A 26,528-nucleotide genomic window follows, 5' to 3' on the forward strand; every position below is an offset into this window, starting at 1 on the left:
GTCACCCGATTCCGGGGATCAGAGAGATGAGCAGGTCGATGATCTTGATGCCGATGAACGGCGCGATGAGTCCGCCCAGTCCGTAGACGGCGAGGTTGCGCCGGAGCATCTTGTCGGCGCTCACCGGCCGGTAGCGGACGCCCTTCAGGGCCAGCGGCACCAGCGCGATGATGATCAGCGCGTTGAAGATGATCGCGGACAGGATCGCGGAGTTGGGGCTGGAGAGTCGCATGATGTTGAGGGTGTCCAGGCCCGGGTAGGCCACCGCGAACATGGCCGGGATGATCGCGAAGTACTTCGCGACGTCGTTGGCGATGGAGAACGTCGTCAGCGCGCCCCGGGTGATCAGGAGCTGCTTGCCGATCTCGACGATCTCGATGAGCTTGGTGGGGTTGGAGTCGAGGTCCACCATGTTCCCGGCCTCCTTGGCGGCCGAGGTGCCCGTGTTCATCGCCACGCCGACGTCCGCCTGGGCCAGCGCCGGGGCGTCGTTGGTACCGTCACCGGTCATCGCGACCAGCTTGCCGCCCGCCTGCTCCCGTTTGATGAGCGCCATCTTGTCCTCGGGGGTGGCCTCCGCGAGGAAGTCGTCCACGCCCGCCTCGTCGGCGATGGCCTTGGCCGTCAGCGGGTTGTCGCCCGTGATCATGACGGTCTTGATGCCCATCTTGCGGAGCTCGACGAACCGTTCGCGCATGCCCTCCTTGACGACGTCCTTGAGGTGGATGACGCCGAGGACCCGGGGACCGCTCTCGTCCTCCATGGCGACCAGCAGCGGCGTGCCGCCGGCCTGCGAGATCGTGTCGGTGAGCTGCTGGGCGTCCTCGGCGACGCTGCCGCCGCGCTCCTTGACCCAGTTGATGACCGAACCGGTCGCGCCCTTGCGGACCTTGCGCCCGTCGACGTCCACGCCCGACATCCGGGTCTGGGCGGTGAAGGGCACCCAGTCGGCGTCCGTCAGTTCGCCCTGGTGCCGCTCGCGCAGCCCGTACTTCTCCTTGGCGAGGACCACGATGGAACGGCCCTCGGGCGTCTCGTCGGCCAGCGAGGACAACTGGGCGGCGTCCGCGACCTCCGCCTCGGTGGTGCCGCGTACGGGGACGAACTCGGCGGCCTGGCGATTGCCGAGGGTGATGGTGCCGGTCTTGTCGAGCAGCAGGGTGGAGACGTCACCGGCGGCTTCCACCGCGCGTCCGGACATCGCCAGGACGTTGCGCTGGACGAGCCGGTCCATACCGGCGATGCCGATGGCCGAGAGCAGGGCGCCGATCGTGGTGGGGATCAGGCAGACCAGCAGCGCGAGCAGCACGATCATGGGCTGTTCGGCGCCCGCGTAGATCGCGAACGGCTGGAGGGTGACGACCGCGAGCAGGAAGACGATGGTCAGCGACGCGAGGAGGATGTTCAGCGCGATCTCGTTGGGCGTCTTCTGCCGTGCGGCGCCCTCGACGAGGTTGATCATCCGGTCGATGAAGGTCTCGCCGGGCTTCGTCGTGATCTTGATGACGATGCGGTCGGAGAGCACCTTCGTACCGCCGGTGACCGCCGACCGGTCGCCGCCGGATTCGCGGATGACCGGTGCGGACTCCCCGGTGATGGCGGATTCGTCGACGGAGGCGACGCCTTCGACGACATCGCCGTCTCCGGGGATGATGTCGCCCGCCTCGCAGACGACGAGGTCGCCGATGCGCAGACCGGTGCCCGGCACCTGTTCCTCGGTGGAGCCGCCCGCTATCAGGCGGCGCGCGACGGTGTCCGTCTTGGCCTTGCGCAGGGTGTCGGCCTGCGCCTTGCCGCGGCCCTCGGCGACCGCCTCGGCGAGGTTCGCGAAGATGACGGTCAGCCAGAGCCAGGCGGCGATGGCCCAGCCGAACCAGTCCGCGGGGGACATGACGGCGAAGAGGGTGGTCAGTACGGAGCCGACCTCGACGACGAACATGACGGGGGACTTGACCATCACCCGCGGGTCGAGCTTGCGTATCGCGTCCGGCAGCGAGGTGACCAGTTGCTTGGGGTCGAAGAGACCGCCGCCCACACGGCCGTCGCCGGGCTTGTGCCCGCTGGGGACGTCCTGGTGCGGAGCGCGAGTCGGAGTGGCGGTGGACATGGAGCCGGGCTCCTCAGGTTTCACGGGGGCGGTCATGACAGTCCCTCCGCCAGCGGGCCGAGGGCCAGCGCGGGGAAGTAGGTCAGACCGGTGATGATCAGGATCGTGCCGACGAGCAGCCCGGTGAAGAGCGGCTTCTCGGTGCGCAGGGTGCCCGCGGTCTCGGGGACCGGATTCTGCTCGGCGAGCGAGCCGGCCAGGGCGAGGACGAACACCATCGGCAGGAAGCGGCCGAGCAGCATCGCCAGCCCGATCGTGGTGTTGTACCAGGGGGTGTTGGCGTTCAGCCCGGCGAATGCGGAGCCGTTGTTGTTGGCACCGGAGGTGAAGGCGTAGAGCACTTCGGAGAAGCCGTGCGAACCGGCGTTCAGCGCCTTGGTGTTGAGCATCGACGAGAGGGCGTCGGGCAGCACCATCGAGGCGGCGCTGAAGCCGAGCACCAGGGTCGGGGTGATCAGGATGTAGCAGGCGGCGAGTTTGATCTGGCGGGTGCCGATCTTCTTGCCGAGGTACTCGGGGGTGCGGCCCACCATCAGGCCGGCGATGAACACCGCGATGATCGCCATGACGAGCATGCCGTAGAGGCCGGATCCGACGCCGCCCGGCGCGATCTCGCCGAGCATCATGCCGAGCAGCTGGAGTCCGCCGCCGAAGGCCGTGTACGAGGAGTGGAAGGAGTCGACGGCTCCGGTGGAGGTGAGGGTGGTGGCCACCGAGAAGATCGCGGAGCCGCCGACGCCGAAGCGGTTCTCCTTGCCTTCCATGGCGGCGCCCGCGGCCTGCAACGCCGGGCCGCCGTGGGCGAACTCGGTCCACATCATCAGGGCGGTGAAACCGAGCCAGATGACGCCCATCGTGGCCAGGATGGCGTAGCCCTGCTTCACGTTCCCGGTGAGCCTGCCGAAGGTGCGGGTCAGCGAGAACGGGATGACGAGGATCAGGAAGACCTCGAAGAGGTTGGTGAACGCGTTGGGGTTCTCGAAGGGGTGCGCGGAGTTGGCGTTGAAGTAGCCGCCGCCGTTGGTCCCCAGTTCCTTGATGACCTCCTGGGAGGCCACCGCGCCGCCGTTGGTCTGCTGGGTGCCGCCCATGAACTGCCCGACCTCGTGGATGCCGGAGAAGTTCTGGATGACGCCGCAGGCGACCAGCACGATCGCGCCGAGGACGGCGATCGGGACGAGTACCCGTACGGTGCCGCGCACCAGGTCGGCCCAGAAGTTGCCGAGGTCACCGGTGCGGGAGCGGGCGAAGCCGCGGACGAGGGCGATGGCGACGGCCATGCCGGTGGCGGCGGAGACGAAGTTCTGCACCGCGAGGCCGGCGGTCTGCACGACGTGGCCCATGGCCTGTTCGCCGCTGTAGGACTGCCAGTTGGTGTTGGCGACGAACGACGCCGCGGTGTTGAACGCCTGGTCCGGGCTGATCGACGCGAAGCCGAGGGAGAGCGGCAGGCCGCCCTGGAGGCGCTGGAGCAGGTAGAGGAAGAGCAGCCCCGCCAGGGAGAAGGCGAGGATGCCGCGGAGATAGGCCGGCCAGCGCATCTGGGTGTCCGCGTTGGCACCGATGCAGCGGTAGATGACCTTCTCGATGCGCAGGTGCCGGGGGGAGCTGTAGACGGCGGCCATGTAGTCGCCGAAGGGGCGGTACGCCAGGGCCAGCGCCGCGATGAGCGCTATCAGCTGGAGCACGCCTGCGAGAACGGGGCTCATGGTGGCGCTCAGAACCTCTCCGGGAAGACGAGGGCGAGGACCAGGTAGCCGAGCAGGGCGACGGCGACTATCAGGCCGACGATGTTTTCGACGGTCACAGCTTCGTCACCCCCTTGGCGACGAGAGCCACCAGCGCGAAGACCGCGATCATGATGACGACGAAGGCCACGTCGGCCATCGTGTGCTCCTAGGTGGATGGGGCGGAACGGACTCCTAGAGCAAACCGTCCTTCCGACCACACCCGACCGTTGTTGACGCCTCTCTTACGGCCATTAGCGCCCCGTTGACGATTTTCATACGCTTCTTGCCCTGACCTGCACAAACAACGAGGGGCCGTACTCCCTGTACGGGAGTACGGCCCCTTGTGACCGTCACTATTGAGCCGCCGGGCGGACGCCTGGCGTCCGCTCCGGCCGCACGGCGGATCAGCGGATCTCGGTGATCTCCGGTCCGCGCTCCAGCCGCTCCACGCCGCCGCCGAAGCGCGACCCGGCGGCCGACTCCTGCTGCACACCGTCCGGCACCATCTGGGCGTCGTCCGGCAGCTTCAGGACGATCGGGTCGCGCGGCGCCATCGGCGCGTCACCGCGGACGACGACGGAGTCGAGGAAGATCTGCTCCAGCACCCCGGCGGCCTGCGGCTGTACCGCGCCCTGGCCGGAGATCACCCCGCGCAGGAACCAGCGCGGCCCGTCGACGCCGACGAAGCGCACGACCTGCACGCCGTTCGTCCCGTCCGGCAGCTGTACGGGCACCTGGGCGCGCAGCTCCCAGCCCAGCGGGCCCTCGACCTCGTCGATGACACCGCCCTGCTGGGTGATGCCCGCGGCGATCTCCTCGCGGACCTCGCCCCAGATCCCCTCGTTCTTGGGGGCGGCGAACGCCTGGAGCTGCACGGCGCTGTCCTGGAGCACCACGGTCGCGGCGACGATCGCGTCACCGGCGACCTCCACCCGCAGTTCCATGCCCTCGACACCGGGCACGAACAGACCGCCCAGATCCACCCGGCCCTCGCCGGGCTCGCCGACCTCCGACGCGTCCCAGGGGCCGTCGGGCCGCGGCGCGGGCGGGAGGTTGAGCCGCTGCTCCGTCGCCTCGTCCCCGTCGCCGTCGCTCACCGCTGCGTCCTCGGCGACCGCCGAGACATCCGCCTGCTCTTGTGGAGCCTCGTTCTTCTTGCGACGTCCGAACACGTCACTGTCCTTCCCGGTCGGCACCGACCGCTGCGTATCCATTCCCGCCCGTGGGACCGCCCACCGCCGCATGACCGCCGGTGGACCCGAATCCCCCCTCGGCCCGCGCCGAGCCGGGAAGTTCCGCCACCTCGTGGAAGCGCACCTTCTCGACCTGCTGGACGACCAATTGGGCGATCCGGTCGAACCTCTCGAACCGCACGCTCTCGCGCGGATCCAGATTGACCACGATCACCTTGATCTCTCCACGGTACCCGGCATCCACCGTCCCGGGGGCATTGACCAGCGCCAGTCCGCAGCGGGCTGCCAGGCCCGACCGCGGGTGCACAAATGCCGCATAACCGTCGGGCAGCGCGATCGACACCCCCGTGGGGAGCACCGTCCGCTCCCCCGGCGCGAGCTCGGCGGCCACAGTGGTCACCAGGTCCACCCCCGCGTCGCCCGGGTGCCCGTACGACGGGACGGGCACCTCCGGGTCCAGCCGCCGCAGCAGTACATCCACCGGATTGCGTCCCTGACTCACGGGTTCACCTCAAACGCACGCGCACGCCTGACCTGGTCCGGGTCGGCCATCGCCGCCTGGATCTCCTCGGTCCTTCCATTGTCGATGAAGTGGTCGACCTTCACCTCGATGAAGACCGCCTGGGCACGCACCGCGACCGGGCCGTCCGGGCTCCCTATCCGCCCCACCGCCGTGGAGTAGATCTTCCGCCCGTGCACCGCGGTGATCCGCGCGTCCAGGTGCAGCACCGTGCCCAGCGGCACCGGCCGGACGTAGTCGGTCTCCAGCCGGCCGGTCACCGCGATCACCCGCAGCAGCCAGTTCAGCGAGCCGAGCGTCTCGTCCAGCGCCGTGGCCAGCACCCCGCCGTGCGCCAGGCCGGGTGCGCCCTGGTGGGCCTCCTTGACGGTGAACTCCGCCCGCACACTGACGCCGTCACCGGCCCGCGCCTCCAGGTGCAGCCCGTGCGGCTGCCCCGTGCCACAGCCGAAGCACCGGTCATAGTGCGCGCCGAGGAGTTCTCCGGGCGCCGGCGCGTCGGGGTGCCGGACGGGCGCGACGGCGTCCTGCGGTGGCGTCGTCAGCGCCCTGGGTTCGTCAGTTCCACTCACGAGTGGAGACCCTACCCGCGCGCGTAAGGGGCCCGCGCCGCCGTGCCAAGCTGGATCCATGCAGTCGTATGAAGAACGCCTCACCGCGCCCCGTTCCTGGTGGGTGATCGCCGCCCTGACAGGCGTCGCCTGCGCCCTGATGCTGCTCCCCCTGGGGACGCTCCCGATGCTCGGCGGGCTGATCGGCGGCGCGGCGCTGGCCGCGGTGGCGGTGAGCGCGTACGGCTCGGTGCGGATCCGGGTGGTCGGCGACGCGCTGATCGCGGGCGACGCGAAGATCCCGGCGGCGGCACTGGGCGAGGCGTGGGTGCTGGACAGGGATGAGGCGGTGGCCTGGCGTACGCACAAGGCGGATGTCCGCGCGTTCATGCTGCTGCGCAGCTACATCGGCACCGCGGTGCGGGTGGAGATCACGGATCCGGCGGACCCGACACCGTACGCGTATCTGTCGACACGGGAGCCGGAGCGGCTGGTGGCGGCCCTGGAGGCCGTACGCACCTGACGGCAACCAGGCCCAGGAGTACTCAGCCGCCGGGCGCCGGGCGGGCCCGCCCGGCGCCCGGCGGCGCGGCCGGCGCGGACTCGGGGCGGGCGTCCCAGGGAATCTGCCGGGTGCGCAGGTCCCGGCGGATCTTGTCGGCGAGTCTGCGGGTGTCGCGGCGGTTCACGAACGCGCCGACGGCCGCGCCGACCAGGAACGGGGTGAGGTTGGGGAGGTTGCGCAGGGTGCGCTTCATGACCTGCCGGCGCAGTTCGCGCCGCATCTGCCCGCCCAGCGCGAAGTTCAGCGAGGCCGGCTGGGTGACCTCGATGCCCCGCTCGTCGGTCCAGGACATCAGGTAGGCCACCGCCCGGTGCCGGCCGGTCCCCGGGGGCCGCAGGCCGTAGACCTCGTGCAGCTCGGCGATGAGTTTGATCTCGACCGAGGCGATGCCGGCGACCTCGGCGGCCAGCTCGGCCGGCATGGCGGGCGGTACGGGCAGCATCGCCGCCGCACCGATGCCCGCTCCGACGGTGGCGGTGCCCCGGGAGGCGCCCGCGACGAGCTTGTCGGCGAGTTCCTCGGGGGTCAGGCCGGGGAACTGCGCGCGCAGCGCGGCGAGGTCGCGCACCGGGATCCGCGGGGCGGTCTCGATGATCCGGTCGGCGATGGCGGCGAGCCCGGCCCGCGCGTTCATACCGCCGTTTCTGGCGCCGCGGCGGACCGTCGCCGCGAGCGAGGCCGTGCGGCCCCGCTCCTGCGGTGTACCGGTCGTCCGCTCCGCGGGGAGGGCGGTCGGGTCGGCGGGCACGGGCGCGGTTTCCTCGCGTGATCGTGCGCCTGCCGCCGGGCCTTTCACGCCCTTGGGGCCCTTACGGAACGGGTTCACGCCTGCCACGGCGCAGGCCCGTCCTCAGGCCGCGCAGTCGCGGCAGATGGGCTGGCCGTTCTTGTCCTCCGCCGCGAGCTGGCTGCGGTGGTGCACCAGGTAGCAGCGCATGCAGGTGAACTCGTCCTGCTGCTTGGGCAGGACGCGGACGGCGAGCTCTTCGTTCGAGAGGTCGGCGCCGGGCAGTTCCAGGCCCTCGGCCTGCTCGAACTCGTCGACGTCGACGGCCGAGGCGGACTTGTCGTTCCGCCGCGACTTCAGTTCCTCGATGCTGTCCTCGTTGAGGTCGTCATCCGTCTTACGTGGGGTGTCGTAATCCGTAGCCATGTCGTTCTCCCCCTCTGGGTGTCTGCGGTGTCTCAAGCGCTCGTAACGCGTGAGAGGCCGGACTTGTGCCCGACCTGAGGCGGAGATTTTGCCTCACATCAAGGTCTGTTACTCAATCGACACCCAACCGCACCCCTGATGAGGCGATCGGTTTGGATGGCGATCAGGACCGTACACGGTCCGAATGTCGCACCTCGCGCACGCCATCCCGTGTACTTCCCGTGATCGGGGTACCCGGAAACCCGGATTTTCCCGGCTTTCCACCGGGTGTTTTGATCACGGAGCGTAGATGGCCGGAAATTTGCATCTGTGAGGGATCACACATGTGCAAGGTGGCGGGCGGACCCGCCGAATTCCGCGCAAAGCGAACTCGGCGAGAATGCTCGGGCACCCCCCTTCCCGTCAAACCGGGCGGCGAGGCGGTGTACGGCCGCCCGGCGGGCGGCCGTACATACGGGTATCCGCTGGGACCGCCACGGGCCCCGCGGCGGTCCCAGCGGCCGTACAGGCCCGTCAGAGGGGCAGGATGACCCGCATCACGAGCCCGCCGCCCTCGCGCGGCTCCGCCATGATGCTGCCGTCGTGCGCCCGCACCACGGAACGCACGATGGACAGCCCCAGCCCGACGCCCTTGTCGCTGCCGGTGCGCTCGGTGCGCAGCCGCCGGAACGGCTCGAAGAGGTTCTCCACCTCGTAGGCGGGGACCACCGGGCCGGTGTTGGCGACCACCAGCACCGCACAGCCGGGCTGCGGCTCGGTGGTGACCTCGACCCAGCCCTCCTCGGGGACGTTGTAGCGCACCGCGTTCTGGACGAGATTGAGCGCGATCCGCTCCAGCAGCACACCGTTGCCCTGCACGAAGACCTGCTGGCGCACCCCGCGCAGCTCCACGCCCTTGGTCTGCGCCTCGGTGCGGGTCTGGTCGACGGCCTGGGAGGCGACCTCGGCCAGATCGACCGGTTTCTTGTCCACGACCTTGTTCTCGCTGCGGGCGAGCAGCAGCAGGCCCTCCACCAGCTGCTCGCTCCGCTCGTTGGTCGCCAGCAGCGTCTTCCCCAGCTGCGTCAGATCGGGCGACGCATCAGGGTCGGCGAGCTGGACCTCCAGCAGGGTGCGATTGATCGCCAGAGGTGTCCGGAGCTCGTGCGAGGCATTGGCGACGAAGCGCCGCTGCGACTCGAACGCCCGGTCCAGCCGGTCCAGCATCTCGTCGAAGGTGTCGGCCAGCTCCTTGAGCTCGTCGTCCGGGCCGCCCAGCTCGATCCGGCGGTGCAGATCCGAGCCCGCCACCCGCTGCGCCGTCCGCGTGATCCGGCCCAGCGGCGACAGCACCCGCCCCGCCATCGCATAACCGAAGGCGAAGGCCACGATGGTCAGGCCGAGCAGCGCCAGCAGGGAACGGTTGAGGAGGGTGTTGAGGGCGACCGCACGCTGATGCTGGAGGCAGCGGTCGACCGCCTCCTGGAGGATCTGCCCGGAGGTCTCGGTGGGCAGCGAACAGATGTCACTGGTGGCCTGGAACTTACCGCCGAGGATCTTCAGCGGCAGCGTGCTGCCGTCGTGCAGCGCGGCCGCGGCCAGCATGTAGATGATCGTCAGCAGCACGATGCCGGCCATCAGGAACATGCCGCCGTACAGCAGCGTCAGCCGTATCCGGATGGTGGGGCGCAGCCAGGGAAAGGGCCGGGGGCTGACCGGTTTGGGATCCCAGGTGGGCTTGGGCGGGGTACCGGGAGGCGGGGTGGGCGACGCCTTGGAGAACGAGGGCAACGAGGGCATCGCCGGTCAGATCCGGTAACCCGAGCCCGGGACCGTGACGATCACCGCGGGTTCACCGAGTTTGCGGCGCAGCGTCATGACCGTGACCCGGACGACGTTGGTGAAGGGGTCGGTGTTCTCGTCCCATGCCTTCTCCAGGAGCTGCTCGGCCGAGACGACCGTGCCCTCGCTGCGCATCAGGACCTCCAGCACCGCGAACTCCTTCGGCGCGAGCTGGACCTCCTTGCCGTCGCGGAAGACCTCGCGGCGGTTGGGGTCGAGCTTGATGCCGGCCCGCTCCAGGACGGGCGGCAGGGCGACGGTCGTACGGCGTCCCAGGGCGCGCACCCGGGCCGTCAGCTCGGTGAAGGCGAACGGCTTGGGGAGATAGTCGTCCGCGCCGATCTCCAGACCCGCCACCCGGTCGCTGACGTCGCCGGAGGCGGTGAGCATCAGGACGCGGGTCGGCAGTCCCAGTTCGATGAGCTTGCGGCAGACGTCGTCGCCGTGCACGAGCGGCAGGTCGCGGTCCAGGACGACCACGTCGTAGTCGTTGACCTCGATCCGCTCCAGGGCGGCAGCGCCGTCGTAGACCACGTCGACGGCCATGGCCTCCCGGCGCAGTCCGGTGGCCACCGCATCGGCGAGCAGCTGCTCGTCCTCGACGACGAGAACACGCACGTCGCTAGTCCTTCCTCAGGGCCCTCAGAGCAGGGCACAACAATGTCTCAAAGCCCCTCCATCCTGCCCCGAAGAGCCATAAACCGGCGGTAAGAGGGGGTGCCGAGGGGTCTGGGCGGGGGTGCAAGGCCCGGCCGGCGGGATTCCCGGGCCGGTTGAGGTTTCCCTGAGGTTGCCCGCGGGGAGGACGACTGCACACCCGCGATCACGCCCTGTACGGAGTATTGCCACGATCCGATCCATGGCAGGGACCACGCCGTGATCGATCCGCCCTTCGGCACACCCCCGTGCCACCGACCCACGACGAGGGGGCGCACCATGGACGCGTTCACCACAGGCATTTTGCAGCGCATACAGAACACCGAAGCCGATCTGGACCAGGCCCGCGCGTCGGGCGACGACTTCCTCGCGGAGGTCGAGCAGGCAGAGCTCGAGGATCTGCGGCGGCTGGCCACCGAGCACGGCGTGCACATCGGCGCCGGCAGCACCGCCTGATCCCCCGGCCAGGTACGACGACAGCGCCCCGGCACCCGATGGACGGTGCCGGGGCGCTGTGCTGCCCGCCGGTGGGCGGCGCCGCTAGTCGTGCCAGGCGCCCAGCTCGTCCAGGAGCGGCTGGAGCTGCTCGAAGAGGGCCGGGGACGCGGCGAGGGTCAGCTCGCCGGAGGCCGGCTCGCCGGGGCGTCCCCCGGTGAGCGCGCCGGCCTCGCGGGCGATCAGCTCGCCGGCCGCCAGGTCCCACGGGTTCAGGCCGCGCTCGTAGTAGGCGTCGAGCCGGCCGCAGGCCACATCGCACAGGTCGATCGCGGCCGAGCCGCCGCGCCGGATGTCCCGGACCCGCGGCAGCAGGGTGCGCACCACCTCGGCCTGCCCGGCCCGGCGCTCGGTGAGATAGCCGAAGCCGGTGGCGACCAGCGCCTGGGAGAGCGGCGGTGCGGGCCGGTGGTGCAGGCGCTCGCCGTCGCGGTACGCGCCGCCGCCGCGGACGGCCCGGTAGGTCTCGCCGCGCATCGGGGCGGCGACCACCCCGACGACCGTCTCGCCGTCCTTCTCGGCGGCGATGGACACGGCCCAGGAGGGCAGCCCGTAAAGGTAGTTGACGGTGCCGTCGACCGGGTCGATCACCCAGCGCACCCCGCTGCTGCCCGCCACACTGGCGCCCTCCTCCCCCAGGAACCCGTCGTCGGGGCGGTGCTCCGCGAGGAAGCCGGTGATCAGCTTCTCGGAGGCGATGTCCATCTCGGTGACGACATCGATGGGGCTGGTCTTGGTCGCGGCGACTCCGAGGTCGGCGGGCCGGCCCTCACGCAGCAGCGTCCCGGCGCGGCGGGCGGCCTCCAGGGCCAGTTCGAGGAGTTCGTCGTTCAGCGGGTCGGACACGGGGCTCCTTGCTCGGGCGAGCGGTCGTGGGACGTTCCGGGGGTGTGGCGCGGGGGCGGCTACGCCAGGGTGGCGGCCGGGCCCGTCCAGTCCGCGCCGGCGGCGGCCGGGCGCGGACTCCGCGCGGGGCAGCAGCCGGCCGGGCAGAGGTCGTGGCCGGCGCCGAGGGCGCCCAGCGCGCAGCGCCCCGGGGCGCCGCCGCGCTCGGCCTCCGCGCGCTCCAGGACGAGGTCGCGGACGGCCGCGGCGAACCGCGGATCGGCGCCGACGGTGGCCGACCGGGCGACCGGCAGCCCGAGTTCGGCGGCCTTGGCGGTGGCTTCCGTGTCGAGGTCGTAGCGGACCTCCATGTGGTCGGAGACGAATCCGATGGGGGCCATGACGACGGCGGGGACGCCCGCGGCGTGCCGCTCCTCCAGGTGGTCGCAGATGTCCGGTTCCAGCCAGGGGATGTGCGGGGCGCCGCTGCGGGACTGGTACACGAGCCGCCAGGGGTGGTCCACGCCGGTCTCGGCGCGTACCGCGTCCGCGATCACCCGGGCCACGTCCAGGTGCTGGGCGACGTACGCGCCGCCCGCGCCGTCGTGGGTGTGGTCCGTGGGGGTGCCGGAGGTGTCGGCGGCCGCGGTGGGGATCGAGTGCGTGGTGAAGGCGATATGGGCGCCGGCCCGGGTCTCGGGGGGCAGGGCGGCGAGCGAGGCCAGCACCCCGTCGATCATCGGGCGGACGAAGCCGGGGTGGTTGAAGTAGTGCCGGAGCTTGTCGACCTGCGGTACGGGCAGTCCCTCGGCCTGGAGGGTGCCGAGCGCGTCGGCGAGGTTCTCGCGGTACTGCCGGCAGCCCGAGTACGAGGCGTAGGCGCTGGTCGCCAGGACGGCGATGCGGCGGTGGCCGTCGCGGACCATCGTGCGCAGGGTCTCGGTCAGATACGGCGCCCAGTTGCGGTTGCCCCAGTAGACCGGCAGGTCCAGGCCGTGCTCGGCGAAGTCCTTGCGCAGCGCGTCCAGCAGCGCCCGGTTCTGGGCGTTGATGGGGCTGACCCCGTCGAACAGGAAGTAGTGCCGCCCCACTTCCTTGAGGCGCTCGCGGGGGATGCCGCGACCGCGGGTGACGTTCTCCAGGAACGGGACGACGTCGTCGGGGCCTTCGGGACCGCCGAAGGAGAGCAGCAGCAGGGCGTCGTAAGGACGGGGGTCGCCCCCACCGGAGCGAGAGGCGCAATCGCACTGTTCGGGCATGCCGTCGATCCTGCCACCCTTCCCGCGGAGGCGGCGGGCGGACCCCTGCCCGGCGGCTCCCGTGCCGGGGCCGGTTCCGGCGCGGCCCCGTAGCCGCGTGCGCGGGCCCCGTGCGGGCCTCGGAGCGTTCGTAGGAAAACCCGGAGGCGGGCGGGTCCCGCCGGCCGTAACCTGTACCCGCCTCAGTCAATCCTTACCGAACCGGTTCTTCGGTCCTCACCCGGCGGAGCATCCCCGTTGCCCAGTCCCTACCGCGCCCTCTTCGGCCATCCCGGCACCAAAGCCTTCTCCACCGCCGGGCTGCTGGGCAGGATGCCGCTGTCGATGATGGGCATCGGCATCGTCACGATGGTCTCCCAGCTGACCGGCCGCTACGGCCTGGCCGGGGCGCTGTCCGCGACGATCGCGCTCTCCGTCGCCGTGCTGGGCCCGCAGATCTCCCGGCTGGTGGACCGGCACGGGCAGCGCCGGGTGCTGCGCCCGGCCACCCTCGCCTCGCTCGCCGCGGTCGCCGGGCTCCTGCTGAGCGCGCAGCAGCGCTGGGCGGACTGGACGCTCTTCGTCTTCGCGGCCTGCGTGGGCTGTGTGCCGAGCGTCGGCTCGATGATCCGGGCGCGCTGGGCGGAGATCCACCGGGGTTCCCCGCGCGAGCTGCACACCGCGTACGCGTGGGAGTCGATCGTCGACGAGACGTGTTTCATCTTCGGCCCGATCCTCTCCATCGGGCTGTCGACGGCGTGGTTCCCGGAGGCGGGGCCGCTGCTGGCCGCCGGTTTCCTGGCCGTCGGCGTCTTCTGGCTGACCGCGCAGCGCGCGACGGAGCCGGTGCCGCAGCCGCGGGAGCAGCACGCCAAGGGGTCGGCGCTGCGCTCGCGGGGGCTGCAAGTGCTGGTCGTGACGTTCGTGGCCACCGGCGCGATCTTCGGTGCGATCGATGTGGTGACCGTCGCGTTCGCCGAGGAGGAGGGCCACAAGGCGGCCGCCAGTCTGGTGCTGGCGGTCTACGCGCTCGGCTCGTGCGTGGCCGGTGCCGTCTTCGGGCTGCTGCATCTGAAGGGGCACGCGTCCCGCCGCTGGGTGGTGGGGGTCTGTGCGATGGCCGTGAGCATGGTGCCGCTCCAGCTGGCGGGGTCGCTGCCGGTGCTGGCGGTGGCGCTGTTCATCGCGGGACTGTCGATAGCCCCGACGATGGTGACCACCATGGCGCTGGTCGAGGAGCATGTGCCGCGCACACAGCTGACCGAGGGCATGACCTGGACGAGCACCGGGCTCGCGGTGGGCGTCGCGCTCGGTTCGTCGGCGGCCGGCTGGGTCGTGGACGCCTTCGGGGCGGGCCGCGGCTATCTGGTGCCGATGGTGGCGGGCGCGCTCGCCGCGGTGGTGGCGTTCGCCGGTTACCGCAGGCTCCGGCCGCGGCCCACGGCACCGGGCGCGCCGCCGGTCGCCGGGCACCACGGGCGCGGCGGGCGGGCCGCGCCGGCCGAGAAGCAGGACGAGGGGTCGGCCGCGTAGGCGGGGCGTCCGCGCGCCGGGGCCGTCCGCGGGCTCCGTGCGTTACCGGCGGTACGAGTTGTCCGGGAGCCGGGCGATTCCGGCCGATTCCCCGCTCATGTGATTCGCGTCACTCCGCCTGGACGGCGTCCCGGTGACTGGCATCATGCGCTCACACCACGGCGGCCGGACCCGGCCGGACCGCGCGGAGCGGAGGGACGTCACCATGGCAGTCAGCGCCGTCGGCGGCTCGAACGGACGGACCGGCCCCCGCCCGGCGGGACCGTGGCGCAACTGGGCGGGCAATGTCACCGCCCGCCCCGCCCGGTCCGTCGCCCCCGCCACCACCGAGGAACTGGCCGCCGCCGTCCGCGCGGCCGCCGCGGACGGCCTGACCGTCAAGGCGGCCGGCACCGGCCACTCCTTCACCCCCGCGGCGGTCACCGACGGCCTGCTGATCCGCCCCGAGCGGCTGACCGGCGTCCGGAAGGTGGACCGCGCGGCCGGGACGGTGACCGTGGCGGCCGGGACGCCCCTCAAGCTGCTCAACGAGACGCTGGCCGCGCACGGGCTGTCGCTGACCAACATGGGCGACATCATGGAGCAGACCGTCTCCGGCGCCACCAGTACCGGCACCCACGGCACCGGCCGCGACTCCGCCTCGATCGCCGCCCAGATCACCGGCCTCGAACTGGTCACCGCCGACGGCTCGGTGCTCACCTGCGCCGCGGACCGGCACCCGGACGTCTTCGCGGCGGCCCGGCTGGGCCTGGGCGCGCTCGGTGTACTCACCGAGCTGACCTTCGCCGTCGAGCCGCAGTTCCTGCTGACCGCCCGCGAGGAACCGATGGCCTTCGACGAGGTGACGGACCGGTTCGACGAGCTGGTCGCCGAGAACGAGCACTTCGAGTTCTACTGGTTCCCGCACACCGGCAACTGCAACACCAAGCGCAACAACCGCAGCCAGGGCCCGGCGACGCCGCCCGGCCGGGTCAGCGGCTGGGTCGACGACGAGCTGCTGTCCAACGGCGTCTTCGGGGCCGTCTGCGCCGTCGGCCGGGCCGTGCCCGCGGCGATACCGGGCATCGCCAAGATCTCCAGCCGCGCGCTGTCGGCCCGTACGTACACCGACATCCCGCACAAGGTCTTCACCTCGCCGCGCCGGGTGCGGTTCGTGGAGATGGAGTACGCGGTGCCGCGGGAGGCCGCCGTCGAGGCGCTACGGGAGCTGAAGGCGATGGTGGAGCGCTCGGGGCTGCGGGTCAGCTTCCCGGTGGAGGTGCGCACCGCGCCGGCCGACGACATCCCGCTGTCCACCGCCGCGGGCCGGGACACCACCTATATCGCGGTGCACATGTACCGCGGGACGCCGCACGAGGCGTATTTCGCGGCCACCGAGCGGATCATGACGGCACACGGCGGCCGCCCGCACTGGGGAAAGCTGCACACCCGCGACGCCGGTTACCTCGCCGCCGCCTATCCGCGCTTCGCCGAGTTCACCGCGCTGCGCGACCGGCTGGACCCGGAGCGCAGGTTCGCCAACGGCTATCTGCGGCGGGTCCTGGGCGACTGACGCGCGACGGCCACGACCCGGCGCCCCGTCTCGGGGCGCCGGGTCGCGGCCGTCGACGGTCCGCGCCCTCTTACGGGGCGTTCGGGTCCGGTGCCTGCTGCTGCCCACCGGAGTTCCTCTGCTCGTCCTGGCCCTGGCCGCCGGTGGCTCCGGTGCCGCCGCTGTTGGCACCGCCGGTGCCGCTCTCGCCGCCGGTGCCGCTGGAGTGGCTCGGGGACGGGGCGGGGGACGGGGACGTGTCGGGGCCGGGCGAGGTCTTGCCGCCGTCGCTCGGGGTGGGGGCCGGGGACTGCTTTCCGCGGTCCTTGCCGGTGCCGGTGGAGCCGGTGGTACCGGGGTCGGGTGACGCGCCGTCGGCGCCATGGCCGCCGGTGCCGTGGTCCGTCGAGTGGCCGGGGTCGGGCGACCGGGGCGCGCTGGGCTGGTGCCGGCCGTTGCCACTGGTGTTGGTGATGTTGCTCAGCGTGGTACCCGGTGCGCCGCTCGGCGTCTCGCCGGAGATCATCTCGATACCGGTGACCACCCCCATGGCGAGAACGAAGACCGCGAGCGCGCCGAGCGCCGGCCGCTTCCAGCCACGCATGCGGGTGCCGTACATCGCGGTGCTGACCTCTTCCGTCCCGTGCGGTGCGGTGGCCCCGGCCGGGCGGGGCGCCGACTGTCCCAGCACCATGGTCCGGTCGTCGAGGCGCGGTACCAGCTGCGTCTTGTCGGTGGGCCGCCCCTGGCCGGCGGCGTCCACCGGCCGCAGCGCGCGGGTCGCGTCGGGGTCGGCGGGTCGCAGCATCCGCGTCGCGTCGTCGGCCTCCGGCCCGGGGTGCGCACCGGCCGGGTCGCGCAGCTGCGCATGACCGGCCTGCGGCATCAGCTGCGTACGGTCCGTGTCGGGGCCGCCGGTCCGGACGGTGGTGCCGTCCGTGGCATGGGGTGTGCCGACGGCGGGCTGCACCCCTGTCGGATCGGTGTGCGGCGCCGGTGCCGCGGCGGAGCGGTTGCGGATGACGGAGGAGCGGCGCGGCTTCGGCCGGGTGGTGACCGTCGCTTCCTTGAGCTGCTCACCGGTCCGCCGGAACAGATGCTGGAATACCGAGCCGCCGGTGGTGGCCACCACACTGACCACGCCCGCGCCGATGATGGTTCCGTACACGCCGAGCTGGCCCGCAAGATAGGCGGCGACGGCCGCCGCGAGAGCACTGCCCGCGACCTGAGCGACGCTCAGGTCGATCCGTTTCTCCTTCTTCTCGGTGTCGGTTTCGGTTTTTTCGTCCATCTCCAGCCTCTGATCGACCCTTCGATCCATCTTGCACTGAGAAGGGACCATTCGGCGGAGTCGATAGTTCCGAATCTGGGCAATGTGTGAACCTCACCACCTGTAACCCCGGTAGAGAGATCGACAAGGCGACTCACCCCCACCGCGCCCCGGAAGTTCGGCGGCGCGGCGGTCCACCTCAGTGGCCCGAATGGAGTACTGTGGCGAGCCCTGGCCCCGGTTCCCGTCCGGCTGCCCGGACCCGCGGGGAAGGGCCCTGAAGGCGGCACTCTCCCTGGGGCGCCGCCGCTCGGCACGGGTGACCGGAGACAGGACAGGCGGCATGGTCACTGAGCGTTGCGAACTGGTAACCGTGTCATAACGGCGTTTCTGGGCCAAGCCCCGACACGCCGGGCAACTCGGCAATGTTGTGGCAGGCTGCACCCGGGCAGGCCACACTCGACTAGCGGAAGCAGCGACGCACGTGACGTCGGCAGGCACCACCCGGGAGGTCCCCATGCCCGAACTGCGTGTCGTGGCCGTCTCCAACGACGGCACACGGCTGGTGCTCAAAGCTGCGGACAGCACCGAGTACACGCTTCCGATCGATGAGCGGCTGCGCGCCGCCGTCCGCAATGACCGTGCGCGGCTCGGCCAGATCGAGATCGAGGTCGAGAGCCATCTGCGCCCACGGGACATCCAGGCGCGGATAAGAGCAGGGTCCTCCGCGGAAGAGGTGGCCCAGCTCGCCGGTATCCCCGTCGACCGCGTCCGCCGTTTCGAGGGCCCGGTGCTCGCGGAGCGCGCGTTCATGGCCGAGCGGGCCCGCAAGACCCCGGTGCGGCGGCCCGGCGAGAACACCGGTCCGCAGCTCGGCGAGGCGGTCGCGGAGCGGCTGCTGCTGCGCGGCGCCGACAAGGAAAGCGCCCAGTGGGACTCCTGGCGCCGGGACGACGGCACCTGGGAAGTCCTGCTGGTCTACCGCGTCGCGGCCGAACCGCGCTCGGCGACGTGGACGTACGACCCGCCCCGGCGGCTCGTCCAGGCCGTGGACGACGAGGCGCGGGCGCTGATCGGTGAGGCCGATGACACCCCCGAGCCGAGTTTCCCGTTCGTGCCCCGGATCGCGCGGCTGCCGCGCGACCGGCCGCTGGACCGTGCCCTGGACCGGCAGATGCCGGACCGTGGTGAGCGCTCGGCGCCGGGCTCGGGCGACGAGGCCGAGCCCGAGGAGGCCATCGGTGAGCGCGAGCGGGATTCGCTGACCAGCCTGCTGGAGGCGGTGCCGAGTTTCCGCGGCGACATGATCGTGCCGGAGAGCGCGAAGGCGCCGCACGGCGACGAGGCGATGGAGGACGAGGTCGAGGAGCCGCCCGCCCCGGCGGCGAGCGCCGGCGCGGGTTCCGCGTACGCCGATGTCCTGATGCCCCGGGCGGTGGCCGGCCACCGCGACCGGCTGACCGGGACGACCGACCGGCAGGCCGAGGCGGACGGCGTACGGCCCGGACGCCGGGCCGCCGTACCGAGCTGGGACGAGATCGTCTTCGGCACCCGCCGCAAGAAGCCGGAGTAACCGGCGCACCGGCCGTCCTCCGCGCCGGGTGACCGCCGTCATGACGTCGCTGAGCCCACCCCCTGGCGACAGGGGGCGGGCTCAGCACGTTGTACGGGTCCGGCGGCGGGTCAGCCCGGCTCGGGGCCGGTGGCCACCGGGCGGGACGGGTCGGCCGACCATTCGCTCCAGGAACCGACGTACAGCGCGGCGGGGACGCCCGCGACCGCGAGGGCGAGCACCTCGTGGGCGGCGGAGACACCCGAGCCGCAGTAGACACCGACCTCCGCGTCGGCCGTGGCGCCCAGCGAGGCGAACCGCCGGGCCAGCTCGGCGGCGGTACGGAAGGTGGTGCCGCCCTCGGTGACGTTCTCGCCGGTCGGTGCGGACACCGCGCCCGGGATGTGGCCGCCGACGCGGTCGATCGGCTCCACCTCACCGCGGTAGCGCTCGGCGGCCCGCGCGTCCAGGAGGACACTGCGGCGGGCCAGTGCGGCGGCGTCGTCCGCGGTCAGCAGCGGCAGGTTCCCGGGCACGGGGGTGAAATCACCGGGCTCCGGGGCGGGCGGCGCGTCGGTCAGGGTGCCGCCGGCCGCCCGCCAGGCGGCCAGGCCGCCGTCCAGGACCCGGACATCGGGGTGACCCGTCCAGCGCAGCAGCCACCAGGCGCGGGCGGCGGCCCAACCCTGGCCGCCGTCGAGAACGACCACGGGGCGGTCCGCGCGAACGCCGGCCGCCCGCATGGCCGCCCCGAAGACGGTGAGATCCGGGAGCGGGTGCCGGCCGGCCGGGCCGGCGGCTCCGGCCAGTTCGCCGTCGAGGTCCGTAAAGACGGCGCCGGGCAGATGCCCGGCCTCGTACTCCTGGCGGCCGGGCGGGCCGCCGAGCTGCCAGCGGACGTCCAGAAGCACCGGTGCGGCGGGCCCCGCCAACTCGCTCGCGAGTTCGGTAGCGGTGATGATGACATTCATGGGACTCATCCTTGCGTAGCGATGGCTACGTACAGAAGGGGTGTACCCACCCTCCGTATGGCGGAGTTGCGTCCCCAGGCAACGCCGCCGAAACGGACGCGAAATACCAAAATGGACATTCTCTCCCGGGAACGTGACGCCGACGGCGCGGCCGGGGCACACAGCAGGTCAGAGGGTGCGAGCATCTGCTCGGAACCGGCACCCACCCCCACACCGCCACCACTTCGATGGTCCGAGGAGAGAGTGACAATGACGACCGAGGCAGCGACCCGGCGGATGCCCGGCGCGCCCTGCTGGGTGAGCCTCCTGGCGCACGGCATGACCGCGACCCAGGAGTTCTACGGCGCGCTCTTCGGCTGGGAGTACCGCCCGGGGCCACAGCACTTCGGTCCGTACGCCCGCGCGTACCTCGACGGCCGGGAGGTGGCCGGGCTCGGCGGGCTGCCGCCCGACCGCCGGCTGCCGGTCGCCTGGACCACCTATCTGGCCAGCGACGACGCGGACACGACCGCCGAGCAGATCCGTTCCTGCGGCGGGACGGTGGGCGTCGGGCCGCTGGACGCCGACGACGCGGGGCGGATGGCGATCGGCTCCGACCCGCAGGGCGCGATCTTCGGCATCTGGCAGGGCAGGTCGATGACCGGCACCGCGGTCACCGGGGTACCGGGCACCCCGGTGTGGAACGAGCTGGTCACCCGGGAGACGAGCACCGTCGGGGCGTTCTACGAGCATGTTTTCGGCTACGAGTCGGAGGCGGTGGTCTCGGCCGACTTCGACTATCTGACGCTGTACCTCAAGGGACGGCCGGTGGCGGGCATCCACGGCGTGGGCAACGCCCTGCCCCGCGACCGGGGGCCGCACTGGATGACGTACTTCGCCGTCTCGGACACCGACGCCGCGGCGCGCCGGGTCGCCGAACTGGGCGGGCATGTCCTGCGGCCGCCGCAGGACTCCGCGCACGGGCGGCTGGCCACGGTCGCCGACAGCGAGGGCGCCGCCTTCCGGATCATCCAGCAGAGCTGACCGCCGACGGCTCGGGGGAGGGAGGCGGTCCGCCGGTCCCCCGGCCGCGCTACCGCGGGGTGTCGACGGGCAGGACATCCGGGGAGAGGGCGGCCGCGTGGGCGGTGGCGGAGGTCTGCCGGCGGCGGTGATGGCGTCGGCACAGCACCTCGTAACCGACGTCCGCGGGCCCGCCGTCCACGTCACCGACGACATCGCCGACGACGACCTGGGCGCCCTCGACGACCATCCGGCCGTCGACGGTGCGGGCGTTGTGCGTGGCCTTGGCGCCGCACCAGCACAGCGCTTCGACCTGGAGGACCTCTATCCGGTCGGCGAGTTCGACCAGGCGCTGGGAGCCGGGGAAGAGCTTGCTGCGGAAGTCGGTGGTGATGCCGAACGCGAAGACGTCCAGGCCGAGGTCGTCGACGATACGGGCGAGCTGGTCGACCTGGTCGGGGGCGAGGAACTGCGCCTCGTCGGCGATGACGTAGTCGACCCGGCCGCCGGCGGTGAGCCGGCCGACGACATGGGTGTAGAAGTCCATGTCGTCCGCCGCCTCGACGGCCTCGGTGACCAGGCCGAGGCGGGAGGAGAGCTTGCCGCGGCCGGCCCGGTCGTTACGGCTGTAGATCATGCCTTGCAGACCGCGGGCCGACCGGTTGTGCTCGATCTGCAGCGCGAGCGTCGACTTCCCGCAGTCCATCGTTCCGGAGAAGAACACCAGCTCGGGCATGGGGTGTCGCGGGCCTTTCGGGCTCGTACGGAGGGGGTGGGGACGGCGCGCGGGGCGGGTCAGGTACGGACTTCCAGGAGGGGCACCAGCTGCTCCACCGGGGTCATCGAACCGTGCATGCCGACCATCTCCGATTCGCGGGGCTCGCGTTCGGTCGCGATGATCACCATGTCGGCGTGCGCGGCCGCCACCACATCACCGATACGGCCGCGGACCCGGTCGTCGACGTGCGGGCCGAACCATCCGGCGGCGATGGCCTCTTCGCGGCTCGCGACCCACATCTGGTCACCGACCACCTCGCGCCATACGGCGAGCACATCGGCGGCCGCCCCCGGGTGGGCGTAGACGTGCCGGGCCCGGCCCTCGCCGCCCAACAGGCGCACGCCGGCGCGCAGTTCCCAGTCCTCGTCGAAGTCGATCCGGGAGTCGGGGCCGAAGGGAATGTCGATCATGCCGTGGTCGGCGGTGATGTAGAGGGCGGAGCGCGGCGGGAGCTGCTCGGCCAGCCGCTGCGCGAGGCGGTCGACGTACATCAGCTGGCCGCGCCAGGCATCGGAGTCGACGCCGTAGCGGTGCCCGTTGCCGTCGACCTCGGCGTAGTACGTGTAGACCAGCGCACGGTCGCCGGCGGCGAGCTGCTCGGCGGCGAGATCCATCCGGTCCTCGCCGGAGAGCCGGCCGTGGAAGGTGCCACCGCTGAGCGCGATCTTGGTGAGCGGGGTCTGCTGGAAGTGCGGCGCGGAGACCTGGCAGGTGTGGATGCCGGCGGCGTCTGCCAGCTGGAAGACCGTCGGATAGGGCTGCCAGGCATGCGGATCGGTCCACGGCTGCCAGCGCAGCTGGTTCATCAGCGCGCCGGTGTCCGGGTCCTCGCAGGTGTATCCGGGCAGGCCGTGGGCGCCCGGCGGCAGACCGGTGCCGACCGAGGCGAGCGAGGTGGCGGTGGTGGCGGGGAAGCCCGCGGTGAGCGGGCGGCCACTGCCGTTGCACGAGGTGCCCAGGAGGGAGGTGAGGAACGGTGCCTCGTCGGGGTGGGCGCGCAGCAGTTCCCAGCCGAGTCCGTCGATCAGGAAGACACAGGCGCGGTCGGCGGGGGCCAGCTCCATCGGTGCGCTCAGGTCCGTGAGCCCCTGGCCCGCGGCGATGGCGGGCAGCAGATCGGCGAGCGAGCCGCTGCCGTAGCGCGGCACCGGTGCGGTGAGCGGGTCGAGCGGTTCGGGTTCCGGCCAGGCGGGGGCGGCGGTGTGCACCATCAGCGGGCGCTGGTGGTGGCCGCGGTGGCCTCGGAGAGTGCCTGGGCGAAGGTCAGCGTCTCGCGGACCGAGTCCGGCCCGTCGCCCGCCTCGCTGACCCGCAGCGAGAGGTCGTCGGCGGTGGAGGAGCCCGTGTAGCCGTGGTCCGCCTCGCAGTTGGGGTCGCCGCAGCTGGCGGGCTCCAGATCCAGACGGGCGACGGCGCCCCAGCCGATGGTGAGGACGACCTCGCGGGGCAGCTGCCCGGGGGTGTACGACTCGGGGTTGGCGACCACCCGGCTGAGCACCACGGAGGAGATCCGGCCGAGCTTGACGGACTCGGTGGAGGTCGTGGCGTACGGCGACGGGGAAGTGGCGTCGGCGGCCTGCTCGTCGGTGTGGCTGACGATGAAGCGGGTGCCGGTCAGGACGAGGACCGTGACATGTCGGCGGACCTCGTTGGCGTCGAAGGTCGTCTCCTGGTGCACCAGGTACGACACGACCGGCTCGCCGCCGACCGCGGCCTGCACCGCCTCGGCCACGAGGGCCGGGTAATAGCCGCTGCGCTCGATCGCCGCGCGCAGCCCCTGGGTCGTCGTACCGGTCTTCGCCATGACATCCATCTTACGGGGCGTACCGCGCCGGGCGAGCCTCAGTAGACAGGTAGCCGACGGGGGCCCAGGTCGGTGGTGGCGGGGGCCCGCGCCAGACGGACGGCGGCCCCCAGGACGGAGAGGCCGTGCGGGGCGACGACGGCCGGTTCGAGGTCGACGCCGACCACCTCGGGGTGGTCGTCGACGAGCCGGGAGACGCGCAGCAGCAGCTCCGCGAGGGCGCCGGTGTCCACGGGCTGCGAGCCGCGCCAGCCGAAGAGGAGCGGGGCGGCGCGGATCGACCGGATCTGGTCGGCGACATCGCGGTCGGTGGCGGGGATGAGGCGGTGGGCGATGTCGCCGAGCAGCTGGGAGGGGGCGCCGGCCAGGCCGAAGGAGAGGACGGCGCCGACGGCCGGGTCGATGGCGGCGCGGATGACGGTGTCGACGCCGCGCGGCGCCATCGCCTGGACGACCGGGCGCAGCTCTTCCGGCGAGCCGAGGGAGTCGGTCAGTTCGGCGTAGGTGCGCCGGAGTTCGGTCTCGTTCGCCACGTCGAGGCGGACGCCGCCGAGGTCGGCGCGGTGGCGCAGGTGGGGGGCGGTGGTCTTGAGGGCGACGGGGTAGCCGAGGCGGGCGGCGGCGCGGACCGCGGTGTCCGGGTCGGGGGCGGGGAGGGCGGGGAGGATGTGGATGCCGTAGCGGGCGAGGAGGGATGCGGCGTCGTCCGGCGGCAGCGGGACGGAGCGGCCGGTGTCCGCGCCGGGGGTGAGCCGGTCGAGCAGCCGCGCGATGTCGGCGCCGGCCGCCGCCTCCTGGATGTCGTCGTACTCGGGCACCCGGCCCGGTTCGGCGGCCGCCCGGCGCCAGGCGGCGTAGCGCACCGCTTCGGCGAGCGAGCGCACGGCCCGCTCGGCGGCGGGGTAGGCGGGGATGTGAGCGGGGGCGGCGGGGGCTTCCGTGGCCTGTGCGGAGTCCGGGGCACCGGGCGTGGTCGGGGCGGGGGCCGCGGGCCGGGGGTGAGGGGACGTTGCCGCCTCGTCCGCCGTAACCGTCGGATGCGCTGTGCGGGTCTCGTGCGTCGTGTGTGCTTCGTACGCGGTGTGGGGTCCGTGTGCCGTGGGTGCCGTGGGGTCCGGTGACGGTTCCGGCGGCGGCCCCGGCGGTGCCGCGAGCGCCTCGGCCAGGGAGTCCATCGCGAGGTGGACGACGGCCACCGGCTTCGCCGGGCCGGTGGCGGCCCCGGTGCGGAGCGCGGCGGCGAGCGCGGCGACCTCCCGTTCGCTCGCGGAGACGGCGCTCCCCTCCCCCACCCAGGGCACGGCCGTGACGACGACGGCGTCGCAGTCGTCGCGCGCCAGCGCCTCGGCGAGCGCCACGCGGAAGTCGTCCGGTGTCGCCGACGAGGCCAGCACCCGGGGGCGCAGCGGGCGCAGCCCCTCGGTCAGACAGGCGTCGTAGGCGAGCAGGGCGAGCGCCTCTGCGTTGCCGAGAATGGCGATCCGCGGGCCGGCCGGCAGCGGCTGGGAGGCCAGCAGCAGCCCGGCGTCGATCAGTTCGGTGACGGTGTCGACCCGGATCACGCCGGCCTGGCGCAGCAGGGCGGCGACGGTGCTGTCCGGGATGCGGACGGTGGGGACGGCGTGGCCGGGCGGTGCGGTGCCGCTGTGCCGGGCGCCCTTGGCGACCACGACCGGCTTGACGGCGGCGGTGCGGCGGGCGAGCCGGGTGAACTTGCGCGGGTTGCCGATGGACTCCAGATAGAGGATCGCGACGTCCGTCTCCGGGTCGTCGTACCAGTACTGGAGGAGGTCGTTGCCGGAGACGTCGGCGCGGTTGCCGGCGGAGACGAAGGTGGAGATGCCGGCGATACCACCGTCGCCGGGGCCGCGTGCGTGCAGCCCGCTGAGCAGGGCGATGCCGATCGCGCCGGACTGGGTGAACAGGCCGATCCGGCCGGCCGCGGGCATCCGTGGGGCGAACGAGGCGTTCAGCCGGACGGCGGGGGCGGTGTTGATCAGGCCGAAGGCGTTGGGCCCGATGAGCCGCATGCCGTAGGAGCGGGCCTGGCGGAGCACCGCGCGCTGCCGCTCGCGGCCTTCCGGACCGGACTCGGCGTAACCGGAGGACAGGATCAGGACGCCCTGGACACCGTGTTCGCCGCAGTCGCGGACCACGTCGGGGACCCGGTCGGCGGGGACGGCGATGACGGCGAGGTCGACCGGGCCAGGGATCTCACGCAGCGCGCGTACGGCCGGCACACCCTCGGGATCCAGCCGGTCCAGCTCCGGGGGGAAGGCGTGGTTGACGGCGTGGGTGCGGCCGGTGAAGCCGGAGTCGAGGAGGTTGCGCAGGGCGGCGCGGCCGACGCCGCCGGGGGCGCGGCCCGTGCCGATGACGGCGACCGAGCCGGGGGCGAGCAGCCGCTGGACGGAGCGGGCCTCGGCGCGCTGTTCGCGGGCGCGCATCACGGCCAGGGACTGCTCGGTGGGTTCGAGGTCGAATTCCAGGCGGACGACGCCGTCTTCGAAGGTGCGCTGCTGGGTGTAGCCGGCGTCCGTGAACACCTTGATCATCTTGGTGTTCGCGGGGAGCACCTCGGCGGCGAACCGGCGGATGCCCCGCTCGCGGGCGACGGCGGCGATGTGCTCCAGGAGGGCGGAGGCGACGCCGCGGCCCTGATGGGCGTCCTGGACGAGGAAGGCGACCTCGGCCTGGTCGTCGCCGGGGTCCTTGGCGGGCAGGCCCTGCTCGTTGATGCGGTCGTAGCGGACGGTGGCGATGAACTCGCCGCCCACGGTGGCGGCCAGGCCGACGCGGTCGACGTAGTCGTGGTGGGTGAAGCGGTGCACATCGCGGTCGGACAGCCGGGGGTAGGGCGCGAAGAAACGGTAGTACTTCGACTCGTCCGAGACCTGTTCGTAGAAGGAGACCAGCCGCTGGGCGTCGTCGGGGGCGATGGGACGGATGCGTGCGGTGCCGCCGTCGCGCAGCACCACGTCGGCTTCCCAGTGGGTCGGGTACGCGGGGTCCGGCGGCGTCTGCATGCGGCCAGGGTACGGCCGGGCACCGACAACCGGCCCGGTATGTACGCTCGGGGGCGGAGCAGTCCGCGGGTGGCGTGCGGACGGGTGCGGGTGCCGGCCGGGCCCGCGGGAACCCGCCCGGGACGAATGGCGGGAAGGTCGGGACGAAAGGCCGCCCGAGCACTCCGGACAGCGTGAGAGACTGGTCTAGACAACAGTCACGACTT

Annotated in this window: 24 protein-coding genes; 6 read left to right on the forward strand and 18 right to left on the reverse strand. The window is 72.3% G+C overall.

Features of this window, described 5'->3' with window-relative positions:
- Window position 1 precedes the first annotated feature (1 nt).
- The 6 genes from kdpB to ACLJWH_RS30705 all read right to left on the reverse strand — a co-directional run bounded on the left by kdpB (window position 2) and on the right by ACLJWH_RS30705 (window position 6,122).
- The gene (gene kdpB / locus ACLJWH_RS30680; protein ID WP_411145032.1) at window positions 2-2,107 is read right to left on the reverse strand and encodes a potassium-transporting ATPase subunit KdpB; all 2,106 of its coding nucleotides are present in this window, start codon (window positions 2,105-2,107) and stop codon (window positions 2-4) included.
- Between the two features lie 32 nt (window positions 2,108-2,139).
- A complete protein-coding gene (kdpA, locus tag ACLJWH_RS30685; RefSeq protein ID WP_411145033.1) occupies window positions 2,140-3,816 on the reverse strand; it encodes a potassium-transporting ATPase subunit KdpA in 1,677 nt (558 codons plus the stop codon).
- A gap of 8 nt (window positions 3,817-3,824) precedes the next feature.
- A complete protein-coding gene (gene kdpF, locus ACLJWH_RS30690) occupies window positions 3,825-3,914 on the reverse strand; it encodes a K(+)-transporting ATPase subunit F (protein WP_046925563.1) in 90 nt (29 codons plus the stop codon).
- Window positions 3,915-4,241: 327 nt separating this feature from the next.
- Window positions 4,242-5,009, reverse strand: coding sequence for a DUF3710 domain-containing protein (locus tag ACLJWH_RS30695; RefSeq protein ID WP_411145034.1), 768 nt, complete (start codon window positions 5,007-5,009; stop codon window positions 4,242-4,244).
- A 1-nt stretch (window position 5,010) separates the two neighbouring features.
- Complete coding sequence (gene dut / locus ACLJWH_RS30700) at window positions 5,011-5,532, reverse strand: dUTP diphosphatase (protein ID WP_052861870.1); 522 nt, start codon at window positions 5,530-5,532, stop codon at window positions 5,011-5,013.
- Window positions 5,529-6,122, reverse strand: a complete 594-nt coding sequence (locus ACLJWH_RS30705; RefSeq protein WP_411145035.1) for a PaaI family thioesterase — start codon at window positions 6,120-6,122, stop codon at window positions 5,529-5,531. The genes dut and ACLJWH_RS30705 overlap by 4 nt, the downstream gene beginning before the upstream one ends.
- 58 nt (window positions 6,123-6,180) lie before the next feature.
- On the opposite strand from ACLJWH_RS30705, the gene ACLJWH_RS30710 reads away from it, so the two are divergent.
- A complete protein-coding gene (locus tag ACLJWH_RS30710) occupies window positions 6,181-6,624 on the forward strand; it encodes a DUF3093 domain-containing protein (RefSeq protein WP_411145036.1) in 444 nt (147 codons plus the stop codon).
- Window positions 6,625-6,646: 22 nt separating this feature from the next.
- Here ACLJWH_RS30710 and ACLJWH_RS30715 read toward each other — a convergent pair whose 3' ends face one another.
- The 4 genes from ACLJWH_RS30715 to ACLJWH_RS30730 form a co-directional block, all read right to left on the reverse strand.
- The gene (locus ACLJWH_RS30715; protein WP_411145037.1) at window positions 6,647-7,501 is read right to left on the reverse strand and encodes a hypothetical protein; all 855 of its coding nucleotides are present in this window, start codon (window positions 7,499-7,501) and stop codon (window positions 6,647-6,649) included.
- A 15-nt stretch (window positions 7,502-7,516) separates the two neighbouring features.
- Complete coding sequence (locus ACLJWH_RS30720) at window positions 7,517-7,819, reverse strand: DUF4193 domain-containing protein (protein WP_052861866.1); 303 nt, start codon at window positions 7,817-7,819, stop codon at window positions 7,517-7,519.
- Between the two features lie 513 nt (window positions 7,820-8,332).
- Window positions 8,333-9,598: a sensor histidine kinase gene (locus ACLJWH_RS30725; protein ID WP_411145038.1), complete on the reverse strand. Its 1,266-nt coding sequence runs from the start codon at window positions 9,596-9,598 to the stop codon at window positions 8,333-8,335.
- Window positions 9,599-9,604: 6 nt separating this feature from the next.
- Window positions 9,605-10,258 carry a response regulator transcription factor gene (locus ACLJWH_RS30730; protein WP_411145039.1) on the reverse strand — a complete coding sequence of 218 codons (654 nt, stop codon included), beginning with the start codon at window positions 10,256-10,258 and terminating at the stop codon, window positions 9,605-9,607.
- Window positions 10,259-10,576: 318 nt separating this feature from the next.
- Here ACLJWH_RS30730 and ACLJWH_RS30735 point away from each other — a divergent pair, with 318 nt between their 5' ends.
- Window positions 10,577-10,753, forward strand: coding sequence for a hypothetical protein (locus ACLJWH_RS30735; RefSeq protein WP_165485014.1), 177 nt, complete (start codon window positions 10,577-10,579; stop codon window positions 10,751-10,753).
- A gap of 84 nt (window positions 10,754-10,837) precedes the next feature.
- On the opposite strand, the gene ACLJWH_RS30740 is transcribed toward ACLJWH_RS30735, so the two are convergent.
- Window positions 10,838-11,638, reverse strand: a complete 801-nt coding sequence (locus tag ACLJWH_RS30740; protein WP_411145040.1) for an inositol monophosphatase family protein — start codon at window positions 11,636-11,638, stop codon at window positions 10,838-10,840.
- Window positions 11,639-11,697: 59 nt separating this feature from the next.
- On the reverse strand, window positions 11,698-12,876 hold the full coding sequence (locus ACLJWH_RS30745; RefSeq protein ID WP_411145041.1) for a ferrochelatase: 1,179 nt from the start codon (window positions 12,874-12,876) through the stop codon (window positions 11,698-11,700).
- Window positions 12,877-13,113: 237 nt separating this feature from the next.
- Between ACLJWH_RS30745 and ACLJWH_RS30750 the strand changes: the two genes are divergently transcribed.
- Window positions 13,114-14,388 (forward strand): MFS transporter, encoded by a 1,275-nt coding sequence (locus tag ACLJWH_RS30750; protein ID WP_411145042.1) that lies wholly within the window; start codon window positions 13,114-13,116, stop codon window positions 14,386-14,388.
- Window positions 14,389-14,593: 205 nt separating this feature from the next.
- Window positions 14,594-15,940 (forward strand): D-arabinono-1,4-lactone oxidase, encoded by a 1,347-nt coding sequence (locus ACLJWH_RS30755; protein ID WP_411145043.1) that lies wholly within the window; start codon window positions 14,594-14,596, stop codon window positions 15,938-15,940.
- Between the two features lie 70 nt (window positions 15,941-16,010).
- Here ACLJWH_RS30755 and ACLJWH_RS30760 read toward each other — a convergent pair whose 3' ends face one another.
- Window positions 16,011-17,210, reverse strand: a complete 1,200-nt coding sequence (locus ACLJWH_RS30760) for a hypothetical protein (protein ID WP_411145044.1) — start codon at window positions 17,208-17,210, stop codon at window positions 16,011-16,013.
- A 496-nt stretch (window positions 17,211-17,706) separates the two neighbouring features.
- Between ACLJWH_RS30760 and sepH the strand changes: the two genes are divergently transcribed.
- A complete protein-coding gene (gene sepH / locus ACLJWH_RS30765) occupies window positions 17,707-18,762 on the forward strand; it encodes a septation protein SepH (protein ID WP_411145045.1) in 1,056 nt (351 codons plus the stop codon).
- Window positions 18,763-18,872: 110 nt separating this feature from the next.
- Here sepH and ACLJWH_RS30770 read toward each other — a convergent pair whose 3' ends face one another.
- Entirely contained in the window at window positions 18,873-19,712 is an 840-nt protein-coding gene (locus ACLJWH_RS30770; protein ID WP_411145046.1) for a sulfurtransferase, read from the reverse strand.
- A gap of 249 nt (window positions 19,713-19,961) precedes the next feature.
- On the opposite strand from ACLJWH_RS30770, the gene ACLJWH_RS30775 reads away from it, so the two are divergent.
- Window positions 19,962-20,735 (forward strand): VOC family protein, encoded by a 774-nt coding sequence (locus tag ACLJWH_RS30775; protein ID WP_411145047.1) that lies wholly within the window; start codon window positions 19,962-19,964, stop codon window positions 20,733-20,735.
- A 49-nt stretch (window positions 20,736-20,784) separates the two neighbouring features.
- On the opposite strand, the gene ACLJWH_RS30780 is transcribed toward ACLJWH_RS30775, so the two are convergent.
- Genes ACLJWH_RS30780 through ACLJWH_RS30795 form a run of 4 tightly spaced genes read right to left on the reverse strand, consistent with a single transcriptional unit; the run spans window position 20,785 to window position 26,322 of the window.
- Window positions 20,785-21,450 (reverse strand): thymidine kinase, encoded by a 666-nt coding sequence (locus ACLJWH_RS30780; RefSeq protein WP_411145048.1) that lies wholly within the window; start codon window positions 21,448-21,450, stop codon window positions 20,785-20,787.
- Between the two features lie 59 nt (window positions 21,451-21,509).
- Window positions 21,510-22,703 carry an alkaline phosphatase family protein gene (locus ACLJWH_RS30785; protein WP_411145049.1) on the reverse strand — a complete coding sequence of 398 codons (1,194 nt, stop codon included), beginning with the start codon at window positions 22,701-22,703 and terminating at the stop codon, window positions 21,510-21,512.
- Window positions 22,703-23,296: a DUF5998 family protein gene (locus ACLJWH_RS30790; RefSeq protein WP_052859451.1), complete on the reverse strand. Its 594-nt coding sequence runs from the start codon at window positions 23,294-23,296 to the stop codon at window positions 22,703-22,705. The genes ACLJWH_RS30785 and ACLJWH_RS30790 overlap by 1 nt, the downstream gene beginning before the upstream one ends.
- Window positions 23,297-23,334: 38 nt before the next feature.
- Window positions 23,335-26,322, reverse strand: a complete 2,988-nt coding sequence (locus ACLJWH_RS30795) for a GNAT family N-acetyltransferase (RefSeq protein WP_411145050.1) — start codon at window positions 26,320-26,322, stop codon at window positions 23,335-23,337.
- Window positions 26,323-26,528: the final 206 nt, after the last annotated feature.

The organism is Streptomyces sp. x-80 (assembly GCF_046549095.1).
GTDB classification, from domain to species: Bacteria; Actinomycetota; Actinomycetes; order Streptomycetales; family Streptomycetaceae; genus Streptomyces; species Streptomyces celluloflavus.

Coding starts and splice junctions, on each gene's coding strand:
- kdpB (WP_411145032.1), bottom strand. CDS start 2,107: ATGTCCACCGCCACTCCGACTCGCGCTCCGCACCAGGACGTCCCCAGC.
- kdpA (WP_411145033.1), bottom strand. CDS start 3,816: ATGAGCCCCGTTCTCGCAGGCGTGCTCCAGCTGATAGCGCTCATCGCG.
- ACLJWH_RS30710 (WP_411145036.1), top strand. CDS start 6,181: ATGCAGTCGTATGAAGAACGCCTCACCGCGCCCCGTTCCTGGTGGGTG.
- ACLJWH_RS30720 (WP_052861866.1), bottom strand. CDS start 7,819: ATGGCTACGGATTACGACACCCCACGTAAGACGGATGACGACCTCAAC.
- ACLJWH_RS30725 (WP_411145038.1), bottom strand. CDS start 9,598: ATGCCCTCGTTGCCCTCGTTCTCCAAGGCGTCGCCCACCCCGCCTCCC.
- ACLJWH_RS30735 (WP_165485014.1), top strand. CDS start 10,577: ATGGACGCGTTCACCACAGGCATTTTGCAGCGCATACAGAACACCGAA.
- ACLJWH_RS30745 (WP_411145041.1), bottom strand. CDS start 12,876: ATGCCCGAACAGTGCGATTGCGCCTCTCGCTCCGGTGGGGGCGACCCC.
- ACLJWH_RS30755 (WP_411145043.1), top strand. CDS start 14,594: ATGGCAGTCAGCGCCGTCGGCGGCTCGAACGGACGGACCGGCCCCCGC.
- ACLJWH_RS30760 (WP_411145044.1), bottom strand. CDS start 17,210: ATGGACGAAAAAACCGAAACCGACACCGAGAAGAAGGAGAAACGGATC.
- sepH (WP_411145045.1), top strand. CDS start 17,707: ATGCCCGAACTGCGTGTCGTGGCCGTCTCCAACGACGGCACACGGCTG.
- ACLJWH_RS30770 (WP_411145046.1), bottom strand. CDS start 19,712: ATGAATGTCATCATCACCGCTACCGAACTCGCGAGCGAGTTGGCGGGG.
- ACLJWH_RS30775 (WP_411145047.1), top strand. CDS start 19,962: ATGACGACCGAGGCAGCGACCCGGCGGATGCCCGGCGCGCCCTGCTGG.
- ACLJWH_RS30780 (WP_411145048.1), bottom strand. CDS start 21,450: ATGCCCGAGCTGGTGTTCTTCTCCGGAACGATGGACTGCGGGAAGTCG.
- ACLJWH_RS30785 (WP_411145049.1), bottom strand. CDS start 22,703: ATGGTGCACACCGCCGCCCCCGCCTGGCCGGAACCCGAACCGCTCGAC.
- ACLJWH_RS30790 (WP_052859451.1), bottom strand. CDS start 23,296: ATGGCGAAGACCGGTACGACGACCCAGGGGCTGCGCGCGGCGATCGAG.
- ACLJWH_RS30795 (WP_411145050.1), bottom strand. CDS start 26,322: ATGCAGACGCCGCCGGACCCCGCGTACCCGACCCACTGGGAAGCCGAC.